Source organism: Nocardioides aequoreus (assembly GCF_000720335.1).
Taxonomy (GTDB): Bacteria; Actinomycetota; Actinomycetes; order Propionibacteriales; family Nocardioidaceae; genus Marmoricola; species Marmoricola aequoreus.
This window is the reverse complement of the sequence record NZ_JOJN01000007.1, coordinates 376,912-391,115: the sequence shown is the minus strand read 5'-3', so window position 1 is coordinate 391,115 and position 14,204 is coordinate 376,912. Positions and strand designations below refer to the sequence as shown.

At 71.7% G+C, this 14,204-nt stretch carries 10 protein-coding genes and 1 pseudogene; 10 read left to right on the top strand and 1 reads right to left on the bottom strand.

Features of this window, described 5'->3' with window-relative positions:
* A pseudogene (locus IG63_RS0115090) lies at nucleotides 1–1,432 on the bottom strand (cellulase family glycosylhydrolase); the annotation flags it as partial.
* Nucleotides 1,433–1,601: 169 nt separating this feature from the next.
* Between IG63_RS0115090 and IG63_RS0115085 the strand changes: the two are divergent.
* The 10 genes from IG63_RS0115085 (at nucleotide 1,602) to IG63_RS0115040 (ending at nucleotide 14,162) form a co-directional block, all read left to right on the top strand.
* Nucleotides 1,602–2,372, top strand: a complete 771-nt coding sequence (locus tag IG63_RS0115085) for a 3'(2'),5'-bisphosphate nucleotidase CysQ (RefSeq protein WP_030485186.1) — start codon at nucleotides 1,602–1,604, stop codon at nucleotides 2,370–2,372.
* Nucleotides 2,373–2,374: 2 nt separating this feature from the next.
* Complete coding sequence (locus IG63_RS0115080; protein WP_030485185.1) at nucleotides 2,375–2,980, top strand: HAD-IA family hydrolase; 606 nt, start codon at nucleotides 2,375–2,377, stop codon at nucleotides 2,978–2,980.
* A complete protein-coding gene (gene ligD / locus IG63_RS0115075; RefSeq protein WP_030485184.1) occupies nucleotides 2,980–3,942 on the top strand; it encodes a non-homologous end-joining DNA ligase in 963 nt (320 codons plus the stop codon). Before IG63_RS0115080 ends, ligD begins: the two co-directional genes overlap by 1 nt.
* Before the next feature lie 72 nt (nucleotides 3,943–4,014).
* Complete coding sequence (locus IG63_RS0115070; protein WP_030485183.1) at nucleotides 4,015–5,628, top strand: succinic semialdehyde dehydrogenase; 1,614 nt, start codon at nucleotides 4,015–4,017, stop codon at nucleotides 5,626–5,628.
* 119 nt (nucleotides 5,629–5,747) lie between these two features.
* The gene (locus IG63_RS0115065; protein WP_030485182.1) at nucleotides 5,748–7,439 is read left to right on the top strand and encodes a GMC oxidoreductase; all 1,692 of its coding nucleotides are present in this window, start codon (nucleotides 5,748–5,750) and stop codon (nucleotides 7,437–7,439) included.
* Between the two features lie 250 nt (nucleotides 7,440–7,689).
* The gene (guaA, locus tag IG63_RS0115060) at nucleotides 7,690–9,267 is read left to right on the top strand and encodes a glutamine-hydrolyzing GMP synthase (RefSeq protein WP_030485181.1); all 1,578 of its coding nucleotides are present in this window, start codon (nucleotides 7,690–7,692) and stop codon (nucleotides 9,265–9,267) included.
* A gap of 88 nt (nucleotides 9,268–9,355) precedes the next feature.
* On the top strand, nucleotides 9,356–10,693 hold the full coding sequence (locus IG63_RS0115055; RefSeq protein ID WP_245604449.1) for a cytochrome P450: 1,338 nt from the start codon (nucleotides 9,356–9,358) through the stop codon (nucleotides 10,691–10,693).
* Between the two features lie 169 nt (nucleotides 10,694–10,862).
* The gene (locus IG63_RS0115050; RefSeq protein ID WP_157210194.1) at nucleotides 10,863–11,945 is read left to right on the top strand and encodes a sugar ABC transporter substrate-binding protein; all 1,083 of its coding nucleotides are present in this window, start codon (nucleotides 10,863–10,865) and stop codon (nucleotides 11,943–11,945) included.
* A 128-nt stretch (nucleotides 11,946–12,073) separates the two neighbouring features.
* Nucleotides 12,074–12,853: an ATP-binding cassette domain-containing protein gene (locus IG63_RS0115045; protein ID WP_030485178.1), complete on the top strand. Its 780-nt coding sequence runs from the start codon at nucleotides 12,074–12,076 to the stop codon at nucleotides 12,851–12,853.
* A 16-nt stretch (nucleotides 12,854–12,869) separates the two neighbouring features.
* The gene (locus IG63_RS0115040; protein WP_030485177.1) at nucleotides 12,870–14,162 is read left to right on the top strand and encodes a sugar ABC transporter permease; all 1,293 of its coding nucleotides are present in this window, start codon (nucleotides 12,870–12,872) and stop codon (nucleotides 14,160–14,162) included.
* The last annotated feature ends 42 nt before the right edge of the window (nucleotides 14,163–14,204 follow it).

Below are 14,204 nucleotides of genomic sequence, written 5' to 3'. Positions count from 1 at the left end.
GCTTCGGGGTCGGGGTCGGGGTGGGGGTGGGCGTGGGCTTCGGTGCGGGCGGGGGCACCGAGGACTTGCGCAGCACCGGGCTCGACTTCAGTGCAGCGGTGAACTGGTTCTGCTTCGCGCGAGTGGTGATGACCCACGGCGCGGTGCTGTTGAGGGAGGTGTTGAAGTAGGTGAAGGCCTTGCCGTTGTACTGCTGGACGGCCTTGTAGGTCTGCTCGATCCACTTGGGGTTGTTCACGGACCCCTTGTCCGTGAAGCCGGTCTCGGCGATGCCCCACGGGACGCCGTTGGCCTTGGACCAGGCGTCGAACTTCTTGAAGTACTGGTTGACCATGTCGGTGTGGGCGGTGAACTCCTTGCCGTTCTTGACGGCACCGAAGAAGTTGTAGGTGTCGTAGCCGACCATGTCGATCTTGGTGTTCTTGGGCCACAGCGAGTCCAGGGAGTACTGCTTCTCGCCGTAGAACTGGTTCCAGCCGGTCAGCACGATCGTGTAGGCGACGTTGGGAGCCGTGCTGCGCACGATGGGTGCAAGGCGCTGCTGCATCGCGGTCCACTTCGTGATGTCGCCGTCACCCTCGGGCTCGTGGTGGAACGCGAGCCACACGGGGCCCTCGACCTTGCTGAGCTTCGTGGCGAGGTCCTTGGCCCAGGCGTCGCCCGCGCCCTTCGACATGTCGGTCCAGCTGTGAGGGAGCTTGAAGCTGATCCAAGGGATGCGCCCCTTGGCGAGGTCGGCCGTGACGTTGCGGACGGCGCTGTCCACCTGGGCGCCGCTGTAGTACGTGCGTCGCACGCCGAGGTTCTTGCCCATCGACTGCTCCCACGCCGAGGGGTCGGTGTTGCTGCCGTACGCGGCGCCGACGAGGGCACCGCAGGTCGGGATTCCGCGATCAGTGAGCGGGCAGGCGTTGGACAGGGCCCACTTGCTCGTCGTCGTCTCGCTCTTGCTGGGCTTGCTCGGCGTCTGGGCGGCGGCCGCTGCCTGGACCTGAAGGGCGCGCATGCCCACTCGTGAGGCGCGAGGTCCACGCTGGATCACCAGCACCTGCACCTTCGACGCGGACGAACGCAGTTGCAGGGTCGCTGCCAGCCTGGTGTGCCGAGTCGGAGCGGTGCGTGCCCGCACGGACTTCGCCTTCACCACCTTGCCGTTGATGACCTGCCGGACCATCATCCGGACGAAGGGCTTGGCCCGGTTCGACTTGAAAGCAGCGCTGGCGCGCACGCTGGAGGTTCCGGCCGCCTGGTTGCGGCTGTGGACCAGGGTCCAGGAGCGGGACACGGCGGCGCGCTCCTTGTTCACTCGCGACCCTGGGTGGGCGGTGGCGGCTGCCGCCGTCGCCATCGTGCTGCCGCCGAGGCTCGCCGGTAGCGTGGTGAGCACCATCGCGAGCATGCCGGCCATCAGGAGGGCGGGACCGAGCCGCACGGAACGGGGGAGAGTAGTCATGTCACACCTCGGGGCAAAACGGACATCGCGGGCAGGTGTACTAAACCACACTTCTGCCGCAAATGTCCGATTTGAGAGGTCGTCGGCGTCCCGTTTGTCTGCACCTACCTCGTGGGTGCAGACCCACATGACTCGCTAGGGTCGGCGAGTGCCTACCTCCCCACGCGTCGACGACCACGCCCTCGCCGCCTGGACCGCCGACGAGGCGGGACGGGTGCTGCTCGACGTACGCCGCCAGGGCCTCGAGGGCCGCGAGCTCAAGGACGCGGGCGACATGGCCGCGCACGAGCTGCTGATGCAGATGCTCGCCGAGCACCGGCCCGACGACGCCGTGCTGTCGGAGGAGGAGCACCGGGGGACCGAGTCGCGCCACGACCGGCTCGCCACCGACCGGGTCTGGATCATCGACCCGCTCGACGGGACGCGGGAGTTCTCCGAGCCGCCGCGCGACGACTGGGCCGTGCACGTGGCGCTGTGGCAGGCCGGCGAGCTGCTCGCGGGCGCGGTGGCGCAGCCGGCGCTCGGCATGACCTTCCACACCGGGGAGCCCCCGGTCGTGCCACCGGCGACCTCGTCGCGGCCCCGGATCGCCGTGAGCCGCAGCCGTCCGCCGGCCTTCGTCGAGGCGCTGGCCGAGGAGATCGGGGCCGAGCTGGTGCCGATGGGCTCGGCGGGCGCCAAGGTGATGTCGGTGGTGCGCGACGTGGCCGACGCCTACGTGCACGCCGGCGGGCAGTACGAGTGGGACTCCGCCGCTCCCGTGGCCGTCGCCCGTGCCGCCGGCCTGCACACCAGCCGGGTCGACGGCAGCCCGCTGCTCTACAACCAGGTCGACGTCCGGCTTCCCGACCTCGTCGTCTGTCGGGCCGAGCTGGCCGAGCCCATCCTGGCCTTCGTCCGCGAGCACGGCACGGACTGACCGTGGCCTCCGTGCGGGCGGTGCTCTGGGACGCCGACGGCGTGCTCCAGCGCGGTCCCTCCGACTGGCACGACGCCTTCGGGGAGGCGCTCGGCGACCGCGCGGTCGACGTCGGCCGCGAGCTCTTCGGGGGCCTCGACCTCGACGCCGCCCTCCGCGGCGACTACGACATGCGCGAGCACGTGGTCGCCACCCTGGCACGGCACGACCTGGCAGAGGTGCAGGAGCAGGTCCTCTCCGTGTGGCGCCGCATCGAGCCGCTGCCCGAGTCCCGCGAGCTGGTCGCCGAGCTCGCCGTGCCGTCGTACCTCGCCACCAACCAGGACACCCTGCGGGCGGCCTGCATGCGCGAGCTGATGGGGTACGACGAGCTGCTCGACGGCGCCTACTACTCCTGCGACCTGGGCGTCGCCAAGCCCGACCAGCGCTTCTGGGCGCTGATCGCCGAGGCGCTTGGCCTGGCGCCCGCCGAGCTCGTCTTCGTCGACGACCTGCTCGACAACGTCGTGGCGGCGCGCGACCTCGGTCTCTGCGCCGTGCACTGGCACCACGACGACAGCGTGCCCGCGCTGCGCGACGCCCTCGCGGTGCTGGGGGTCGACTCCTGATGGCCGCCGCGAAGTCGCCCTCGGTCGAGGTCGAGGTCGACGACAAGGTGGTGCGGGTCTCCAACCCCGACCGCGTCTACTTCCCGGCGCGCGGCGAGACCAAGCTCGACCTGGTGGAGTACTACCTGGCCGTGGGCGACGGCATCGTCAACGCCCTGCGCGAGCGGCCGTGCATGCTCCACCGCTTCCCCACGGGCGTGGCGGGGGAGAAGGTCCACCAGAAGCGCCTGCCCCGCGGCGCGCCGCCCTGGATGGAGACGGTGCGGGTGCACTTCCCGCGGTGGAACCGCACCGCCGACGAGCTGTGCGTGACCGAGCTCGCCCAGGTGATCTGGGCGGTGCAGATGAGCACGGTCGAGTTCCACCCGTGGAACAGCCGCCGCGCCGACGTCGAGAAGCCCGACGAGTGGCGCATCGACCTCGACCCCGGGCCCGACTGCCCGTGGACCACGGTGCAGTGGGTCACCCACGTCGTGCACGAGGTGCTCGACGAGCTGGGCGCCACCGGCTTCCCGAAGACCAGCGGCGGCAAGGGCCTCCATGTCTACGTGCGGATCGCGCCGGACCACGGCTTCCAGGACGTACGCCGCGCCGCCCTCGCCTTCGCCCGCGAGGTCGAGCGGCGCTGCGACGACGTGACGACCGCGTGGTGGCGCAAGGACCGCGACCCGGCCGACCTCTTCGTCGACTACAACCAGAACGCGCGCGACCACACCATCGCGGCGGCGTACTCCGTGCGCGGCAACCCGATCGGCACCATCAGCACCCCGGTGCGCTGGGAGGAGGTCGACGACTGCGAGCCCGACGACTTCACCATCGCCACCGTGCCGGCCCGCTTCGCCGAGCTCGGCGACCTGCACGCCGGCATCGACAACGCGGTCTTCGACCTGGCCCCGCTGCTCGACTGGGCGGCTCGTGACGAGAGCGCGGGGGAGCAGCCGCCGGCGGACCCGGAGGACTGACGGGACGGGGTGTCGTCATTTGACACTTCCGGGCCTGGTGTCAATGTTACCGGCGGGTTTACCCTGCTGGACATGACGGCTCACCCCGACCGGCCGACCGAGACCACGGGTCCTGCGGACCCCGAGCACGACGTCACCGCGTCGTACGCGCTGGAGCCCTCCCGGGTGCGGGAGCTGACGGCGCGGCTGGTGGCGACCAGCGGCCGCGAGGTGACGGCGTACACCCCGATCAGCGGGCAGCCGCTCGCCGTGCTGCCGCAGTCGGACGAGCGCGACGTCGAGACGGCCTTCTCCCGGGCCCGGCGCGCGCAGCGGGCGTGGGCGCGCACGCCGCTGGAGGAGCGCGCCGAGGTGCTGCTGCGCCTCCACGACCTGGTCGTCGACCGGCAGGACGAGATCCTCGACCTGATCTGCTTGGAGTCCGGCAAGGCGCGCAAGCACGCCTTCGACGAGCCGATGCACGTCGCGCTGACCGCCCGGTACTACGCCCGCACGGCGCACCAGCACCTGGCTCCGCGACGGGTGAGGGGCGTGGTGCCCGGGCTCACGCGGGTGCAGGTCAACCAGGTGCCCAAGGGCGTCGTCGGCATCATCTCGCCGTGGAACTACCCCTTCACGATGGCGCTGTGCGACGGCCTGCCCGCGCTGTTGGCCGGCAACGCCGTGGTCATCAAGCCCGACGCCCAGACCATGCTCTCCGCGCTGTACGGCGCGCAGCTGCTGGAGGAGGCCGGGCTGCCCGACGGGCTGTGGAACGTCGTGGCCGGACCCGGTCGCGAGCTGGGCGGCCCGATGACCTCGCGCAGCGACTACGTCTGCTTCACGGGCTCGACCGCCACCGGCAAGGTGATCGCCGCCCAGTGCGCGGAGCGGCTGATCGGGTGCTCGCTCGAGCTCGGCGGCAAGAACCCCATGCTGGTGCTGCGCGACGCCAGCATCGGACGGGCGGCGGAGGGCGCGCTGCGAGCGATGTTCTCCAACGCCGGCCAGCTGTGCGTCTCCGTCGAGCGGCTGCTGGTCGCCGACGAGGTCTACGACCGCTTCCGCGACGAGCTCGTGCGCCGCATCGGCGCGATGACGCTGCGCGGCGGCCTCGACTGGGGCAGCGACATGGGCTCGCTGATCAGCCAGGACCAGCTCGACACGGTGGTCGCGCACGTCGAGGACGCCAAGGCCAAGGGCGCCACCGTGCTGACCGGGGGACGGGCGCGCCCCGACCTCGGTCCCTACTTCTACGAGCCCACGGTGCTCGAGGGCGTCACGCCCGACATGCTCTGCGCCGGCGCCGAGACCTTCGGCCCGGTCGTGGCGCTCTACCGCTTCTCCGACGAGGCGGAGGCCGTCGAGCGTGCCAACGAGGGCAGCTACGGCCTCAACGGCGCGATCTACAGCCGCGACACCCGACGTGCCCGCGCGCTCGCCGCGCAGGTGAAGTGCGGCACGGTCAACGTCAACGAGGCCTTCGCCGCGACCTTCGCCAGCATCGAGGCGCCGATGGGCGGGATGCGCGAGTCCGGCGTCGGACGCCGCCAGGGCGCCGAGGGCATCCTGCGCTACACCGAGACCCAGTCCGTCGCGGTGCAGCGGCTGCTGCGCTTCTCCCCGGTGCTCGGCCTCGGCGACGAGGGCTACGCCAAGGTGATGACCGCCAACCTGCGCCTGATGCGGCGGCTGGGGGCGAAGTGAGGGTCTCGACAGGCTCGACCGGCGAGGGCGGTTCGACCGGCGAGGGCGGTTCGACCGGCGAGGGCGGCTCGACCGGCGAGGGCGGCTCGGCCGACGAGGGCGGCTTCGACTACGACGTCCTGGTCGTCGGCTCCGGCTTCGGCGGGTCGGTGGCAGCGCTGCGGCTCAGTGAGAAGGGCTACCGCGTGGGGGTCCTCGAGGCGGGGGCGCGCTTCGCCGACGACGAGCTGCCCAAGACCTCCTTCGAGCTCGACAAGTTCCTCTTCCGCCCCGAGATCGGCTGCTACGGGATCCAGCGCATCGAGGCCGTCCGCGACTCGCTGATCCTGGCGGGGGCAGGCGTCGGCGGCGGCTCGCTGGTCTACGCCAACACGCTCTACGAGCCGCTCGACGCCTTCTACCGCGACCCCCAGTGGGCCCACATCGCCGACTGGAAGGCCGAGCTCGCGCCCTTCTACGACCAGGCCAAGCGGATGCTCGGCGTGGTCGAGAACCCCCTGCGCACGCCCTCGGACGACGTGATGGAGAAGGTCGCCAGCGAGATGGGGGTGGCCGAGACCTTCCACCCGACCCCGGTCGGCGTCTTCTTCGGCAAGCCCGGGCAGCGGCAGGGCGAGACCGTGGCCGACCCCTTCTTCGGCGGCGCGGGACCCGAGCGACGTACGTGCATCGCCTGCGGCGACTGCATGACGGGCTGCAAGCACAACGCGAAGAACACCCTGGTCAAGAACTACCTCCACCTCGCCGAGCAGCTCGGGGCCCGCGTGATGCCGCTCTCGACGGTCACCCGCGTCGCCGAGCGCGAGGGCGGCGGCTACGACGTCACGATCCGCTTCACTAAGGCGCGCCGCGCCACCCGGCGTACGACGCGCACCCTCAGCGCCGAGCACGTCGTCTTCGCCGCCGCCGCGATCGGCACCCAGAAGCTGCTCCACCGGCTCAAGGCGGAGGGCACGCTGCCGCGCCTCTCCGACCGGCTGGGCCACCTCTCGCGCACCAACTCCGAGTCGATCCTCGGCGCGATCGCCGGTGACACCTCGGTCGACTACAGCTACGGCATCTCGATCACCTCCTCCTTCCACCCCGACGCCGACACCCACGTGGAGCCGGTGCGCTACGGCCGCGGCAGCAACGTGATGTCGCTGCTGCAGACCGTGCTGACCGACGGCGATGGCCCGCTGCCGCGCTGGCGCACCTGGCTGGCCGAGCTCTGGCGCGAGCGGGCCAGCGTGCGCGACCTCTACGACCTGCGCCACTGGTCGGAGCGCACGGTGGTGGCGCTGGTGATGCAGAGCCTCGACAACTCGATCACCGTCTACCCCAAGCGGGTCCCGGGCACCCGGCGCTGGCGGCTCTCCTCGCGCCAGGGGCACGGCGAGCCCAACCCGACCTGGATCCCGGTCGGCAACGCGGTGGTGCGCCGGATGGCCGAGATCATGGGCGGCAAGGCGGGCGGCTCGATCGGCGAGCCCTTCAACATGCCGATGACGGCCCACTTCATCGGGGGCGCCGCGATCGGCGACTCCCCGGAGACCGGTGTCGTCGACGCCTACCAGCGCGTCTACGGCTACGACGGCCTGCACGTCGCCGACGGCGCGGCCGTCAGCGCCAACCTCGGCGTCAACCCCTCGCTCACCATCACCGCGCAGGCGGAGCGGGCCATGGCGCTGTGGCCCAACAAGGGCGAGACCGACCCGCGCCCGGCGCTCGGGGCGGCGTACGAGGTCGTGGCGCCGGTCGCGCCGCGGCGTCCGGCGGTGCCCCACGACGCGCCCGGTGCGCTGCGGCTCCCCATCGTCGGGGTCAGCTGACCCCACCTCCCGCCGGCGGGACCTGGAACGCACCAGGGCCCGGCCGGGGAGGGAGGGAGGCCGGGCCCTGGAAGCTCGCGAGAAGCGAACCGGTTCGGATCCGGTCGCCCGGATCCAAACGCCCCAACGACCTCGCGCGGGCCGGGGTTACGCCACGGACGCCGGAGTCCAGCATCTGGGCACCGCGCCGGCTCTGGCAGACTTCGGGGCTCAGGCCCGCGCCACCACCAACCCCCGGAAGGGTCGCTGCGTGACCGACCACGACACCGTCCTCGTCGTCGACTTCGGGGCGCAGTACGCCCAGCTCATCGCCCGCCGGGTGCGGGAGGCGAGGGTCTACTCCGAGATCGTGCCCCACGACATGCCGGTGGCCGAGATGCTGGCCAAGCAGCCGGCCGCGATCATCCTCTCCGGCGGGCCGTCGTCGGTGTACGCCGAGGGTGCTCCCGGGGTCGACGCGGGTCTCTTCGAGGCCGACGTGCCGGTCTTCGGCATGTGCTACGGCTTCCAGGCGATGGCCCAGGCCCTTGGCGGCGAGGTGGCCCACACCGGCATCTCGGAGTACGGCCGCACCCCCGTCGCCGTCAGCGACCCCGGCACCCTGCTGGCCGACGTGCCGCCGGAGCACCGGGTCTGGATGTCGCACGGCGACTCGGTCAGCCGCGCGCCGGAGGGCTTCCGGGTGCTCGCGGGCACGGCCGCCACCCCGGTGGCGGCCTTCGAGGACGTCCAGCGCCGCTTCGCCGGGGTGCAGTGGCATCCCGAGGTGATGCACACCGAGCACGGGCAGACGGTGCTCGAGCACTTCCTGCACGACATCGCCCACTGCCGGCCCACCTGGACGATGGTCAACATCGTCGAGGAGCAGGTCGAGCGCATCCGCGAGCAGGTGGGTGAGGGACTCGCGATCTGCGCGCTCTCGGGCGGCGTCGACTCGGCGGTGGCCGCGGCCCTCGTGCAGCGGGCCATCGGCGACCGACTCACCTGCGTCTACGTCGACCACGGGCTGATGCGCCAGGGCGAGACCGAGCAGATCGAGCGCGACTTCGTCGAGGCCACCGGGGCCGACCTCGTGGTGGTCGACGCGGAGAAGCAGTTCCTCGACGCGCTCGCCGGCGTCGCCGATCCCGAGCAGAAGCGCAAGATCATCGGCCGGGAGTTCATCCGCGTCTTCGAGGCGGCCGAGGCCGACGTGCTCGCGCCCAAGATCGAGCAGGGCGCGGCCGCCGACACCAAGGTCGCCTACCTGGTGCAGGGCACACTCTACCCCGACGTCGTCGAGTCGGGGGGAGGGGCCGGCACCTCCAACATCAAGAGCCACCACAACGTCGGTGGCCTGCCCGACGACCTGGAGTTCGAGCTCGTCGAGCCGCTGCGCACGCTCTTCAAGGACGAGGTGCGTCTCGTGGGGGAGCAGCTCGGCCTGCCGCCGGCCATGGTGTGGCGCCACCCCTTCCCGGGGCCCGGCCTCGGCATCCGCATCATCGGCGAGGTCACCCGCGAGCGCCTCGACATCCTGCGCGCCGCCGACGCCATCGCCCGCGAGGAGCTCACCCGGGCCGGGCTCGACCGCGACATCTGGCAGTTCCCCGTGGTGCTGCTCGCCGACGTCCGGTCGGTCGGCGTCCAGGGCGACGGACGCACCTACGGCCATCCAGTCGTGCTCCGCCCGGTCACCTCCGAGGACGCCATGACCGCCGACTGGGCGCGCGTCCCCTACGAGGTCCTCGAGACCATCTCGACCCGGATCACCAACGAGGTGCGCGAGGTCAACCGCGTCACCGTCGACATCACCAGCAAGCCCCCCGGCACCATCGAGTGGGAGTGAGGCCGCCCCTCGTCGGTGACTCGGGGGTGTCCCTGATGGCCCATCGGCGCGTGCGTCCCTAGGCTTCTGACCGACGGCAGGGGGTCGCATGGGGCTGGTCGCGGCGATGACGAGCACGATCACGGGCACCATCACGGGCACCATCACGGGCACGGTGGCCGGCGTGGCGCGGCGGACGCTCGTGGCGCGCACCGGGGGAGTCGACCTGACCCGGCTCGACCGGGTGCCCCGCTCGCTGTCGTGGCCGCTGCGGCGTGAGGGTGCCGCCCCCAGCGCGCGCCTCTCCGCGATGCGCGAGGCCGGACCCGTGCAGCGGCTGGTCACGGTGCTCGGGCTGGAGGTGTGGCTGGTCACCGGCGACGCCGAGTTGCGGGAGGTGCTGGCCGACGGGGCGTCGTACTCCACCGACATCAGGCCGTACGTCGGGCGCAGCGGCGGGAGTGACGGCGACATCGGGGGTCTGGGCTTCACCGACCCGCCCGACCACACCCGGCTGCGCCGCCTGCTGACCCCGGAGTTCACCGTGCGCCGGCTGCAGCGGGTGCAGCCGATGATCGAGGAGATCTGCCGTGGGCGGCTCGACGAGGTCGCGGCGGCCGCCACGGCCGGCGACGGCGTGGTCGACCTGGTGCCCACCTACGCCTTCCCGGTGCCCTTCCTGGTCATCTGCGAGCTGCTCGGCATGCCCCACGACCAGCGCGAGACCTTCGCGCGGCTGGCCACGCAGCGCTTCGACGTCGGCGGCGGCGGGGCGGGCACGCTGGGTGCGATCGGCGGCTCGCGACGCTTCCTGCTCGACGAGGTGGCCCGGCAGCGACGCGACCCCGGGCCGGGGCTGATCGGTCAGATCCTCCGTGAGCACGGCGACGAGGTCACCGACGTCGAGCTCGGCGGGCTCGCCGACGGCGTGATGACCGGCGGGCTCGAGACGAGCGCCTCCATGCTCGCCCTGGGCACGGCACGCCTGCTCGAGGACCGGGCGCTGTGGCAGCGGCTGGCCGAGGACGCCGCCGTCGCAGGCCCGGTCGTCGACGAGCTGCTGCGGCTGCTCTCCGTGGTGCAGGTCGCCTTCCCCCGCTTCGCACGGCGCGACGTGGTGGTGGGCGGCGTCCGGGTGCCGCGCGGCGCGGTGGTGATGTGCTCGCTGCCGGCGGCCAACCACGACCCCCGGGCCGGGTACGCCGCGGACCTCGACCTCGCGCGCGCCACCCGCTCGCACCTGGCCTTCGGGCACGGCGTGCACCGCTGCATCGGCGCAGAGCTGGCCCGGATGGAGCTGGTGACCGCGCTGCCGGCACTGGCGCGGCGCTTCCCCGACCTCGACCTCGACGTGGCGCCGGGCGACCTGCGCCACCGGCAGCGCTCGATCGTCTTCGGGCTGGAGCGGCTGCCCGTGCGCCCACGTGGCGCACGTCACGTTGTCTAGACCGGTAATCGATTTGTTGTTCGCGCCTACTAGTCACGGCCTGTGACGGGCATTACGTTGGGCCGGCCAACATTTACCGGACGGACACGTGGCCGACAGCTCTCGGACACCTGCCTCGCGCCCGACGGTGATCCGCACTCACTGATGGGAGGCGATCTGCGTGAAGCGGATGCCTGTAGTACTCGCGGCCGGGACCCTCGGCCTGGCGCTCACGCTCTCTGCCTGCGGCAGCGACGACGGCGGTAGCGACGGCGGCGACGGCGGCGACAGCGGCGCGGCCGCCGACGCCAAGATCGGCGTGATCCTGCCCGACACCGAGTCGTCGGTGCGCTGGGAGACCGCCGACCGTCCGGCACTCGAGTCGGCCTTCGACGAGGCCGGCGTCGAGTACGTGATCGACAACGCCCAGGGCGACGCCGAGCAGATGGCGACCATCGCCGACCAGATGATGACCGACGGCGTCACCGTGCTGGCGATCGTCAACCTCGACAACGCCTCCGGCGCCGCGATCCAGGAGAAGGCCGCCGCGCAGGGCGTCGCGACCATCGACTACGACCGCCTCACCCTCGGCGGCTCCGCGGAGTACTACGTCTCCTTCGACAACGAGAAGGTCGGCGAGCTCCAGGGTCAGGGCCTGGCGGACTGCCTCGGCGACACCGACGCCAACATCGTCTTCCTCAACGGCTCGCCCGACGACTCCAACGCCACCTCCTTCTCCAACGGCGCGCACAGCGTGCTCGACGAGATGAGCAACTACACGCAGGTGGCCGAGCAGGCCGTGCCCGGCTGGGACAACGAGCAGGCCGGCGTGATCTTCGAGCAGATGTACACGCAGGCCGACGGCGAGATCGACGGCGTCCTCGCGGCCAACGACGGTCTCGGCGGCGCCGCGATCTCGATCCTCGACAAGAACGGCCGCGCCGGTGAGGTCCCCGTGACCGGCCAGGACGCCACCGTCGAGGGCCTGCAGAACATCCTGGCCGGCACGCAGTGCATGACGGTCTACAAGTCCGCCACGCAGGAGGCCGGCGCGCTCGCGGAGCTCGCGATCGCCCTGGCCAACGGCGAGGAGGGCGAGACCACCGGTGAGGTGGAGGACACCGAGGGCGACCGCCAGGTCCCGTCGGTGCTGCTCGACCCCGTCGCCATCACGCAGGACAACGTGTCCGAGGTCATCGAGGACGGCGGCCAGACGGCCGAGGACGTCTGCAACGGCTTCGAGACGCAGTGCGAGGAGGCCGGGATCTCCTGATCCCGCGTCACCACCCGAGGACCTGATCGTCCTCCCCACGAGCAGCGGGCCCGGTCCAGCCGGTCCACCGACCCGGGCCGGGCCCGCCGCCACGTACCACAGCAAACCCCTGTCGCCCAGGAGGCGTGATGACCGACCCCCTGCTCGAGCTCCGCTCGGTCAACAAGAGCTTCGGACCCGTCCAGGTCCTCCACGACGTCGACTTCCGGGTCTACCCCGGGCAGGTCACCGCCCTGGTCGGCGACAACGGCGCCGGCAAGTCGACGCTGGTCAAGACCATCGCCGGCATCTACCGCGCCGACAGCGGCGACTTCGCCTTCGACGGCAAGCCCGTCACCATCCACAGCCCCAAGGAGGCGGCCGACCTCGGCATCGAGGTCGTCTACCAGGACCTGGCGCTGTGCGACAACCTCGACATCGTCCAGAACATGTTCCTCGGCCGCGAGGCCACCTCGGGTGGCGTCGTGCTCGACGAGCTCACCATGGAGGAGCGCGCCCGCACCACGCTGGCCTCGCTCTCGGTGCGCACCGTGAAGTCGGTGCGCCAGAGCGTCGCCTCCCTCTCCGGTGGCCAGCGCCAGACCGTGGCCATCGCCAAGGCCGTGCTGTGGAACTCCCGCGTCGTGCTCCTCGACGAGCCCACGGCGGCCCTCGGCGTCGCCCAGACCCGCCAGGTCCTCGACCTCGTACGCCGCCTGGCCGACGCCGGCCTCGGTGTCGTGCTGATCTCGCACAACATGGTCGACGTGCTCGAGGTCTCCGACCGGATCACCGCGCTCTACCTCGGCCGGGTCGCTGCCGACCTGCCGGCCAAGGAGAGCAACCTGAGCCAGATCGTCGAGCTCATCACCGCGGGGCGCTCCGGCGACATCGGCATCCCCGCCGCCACCGCCGCCGAGTCGGCCTGAGGACGGAGACCGCGTCATGACCACGACTCCCGAGACCACCGACCCCAGCGGGTCGAGCGGCACCAGCCTGGCCGCCGCCGACTTCGCCAACGACCGCGCGAGCGCCTCGCTGGGCGAGGCCTTCCGCGACTGGCGCGACCGGATCCGCGGCGGCGACATGGGCGCCCTGCCCGCCGTGCTGGGACTCATCGTCCTGGCCATCGTCTTCTCGATCCTGCGCCCGCAGACCTTCACCAGCGAGCTCAACATCGCCAACCTGCTGACCCAGGCGGCCTCGATCTCGGTGCTGGCCATGGGCCTGATCCCGGTGCTGCTGCTCGGCGACATCGACCTCTCGGCGGGCGTCGCCGGCGGCATGTCGGCCGGCTTCACCGCGGTCGCGATCGACCGCAGCGGCCAGCACTGGACCCTCGCCGTCCTCATCGGGCTGGCGGTGGGCGCGCTCGTGGGGCTGGTCATCGGGCTGCTCGTCTCCCGGCTCGGCATCCCGTCCTTCGTGGTCACGCTGGCCTTCTTCCTCGGTCTGCAGGGCGTCACGCTGCGGCTGATCGGCATGGGCGGCACGGTGCCCGTGCGCGACGAGGTGCTGCGCGCCATCACCATCAAGTCGATGCCCGTCCTGGCCGGCTGGATCGTGGTGGTCGGCCTGCTGGCGGCGTACGGCGCGCTGATGGTGGTGCGGCAGCGGCGGCTCGCGCAGCGCAACCTGCAGCGGCCCCCCAACGCGCTCCTGGCGGTCAAGTTCGCCTCGCTCGCGGTGATCGTGCTGGCCTTCACCGCCGTGCTCTCGCAGAACCGCAGCCGCTCGGCCGCGCTCGAGATCGCCGGCATCCCGTACGCCGTCTTCATCGTCATCGCGCTGCTGGTCTTCTGGACCTTCGTCTTCGGCCGCACGGCCTACGGCCGCCACATGTACGCCATCGGCGGCAACCGCGAGGCCGCTCGCCGCGCCGGCATCAACGTCACCCGGCTGCGCATCTCGGCCTTCGTGATCTGCTCGATGATGGCCGCGATCAGCGGCATCATCAGCTCCTCCTACACCGGCAGCGTCGCCCCGGGCTCCGGCGGCGGCAACACCCTGCTGTACGCCGTGGGCGCGGCCGTCATCGGCGGCACCAGCCTCTTCGGCGGCAAGGGCCTGATCCGCGACGGCGTGATCGGCGGCCTGGTCATCGCCACGATCGACAACGGGCTGGGCCTGCTCAACCAGGCGGCGTACATCAACTACATCATCACCGGCAGCGTGCTGCTCCTCGCCGCCTCGGTCGACGCCATCTCGCGCCGACGCCGGTCCGCGACAGGGACCTGACCGTGGCCTCCTCGCGGAGGCACGGGACGGGGACCAACCAGG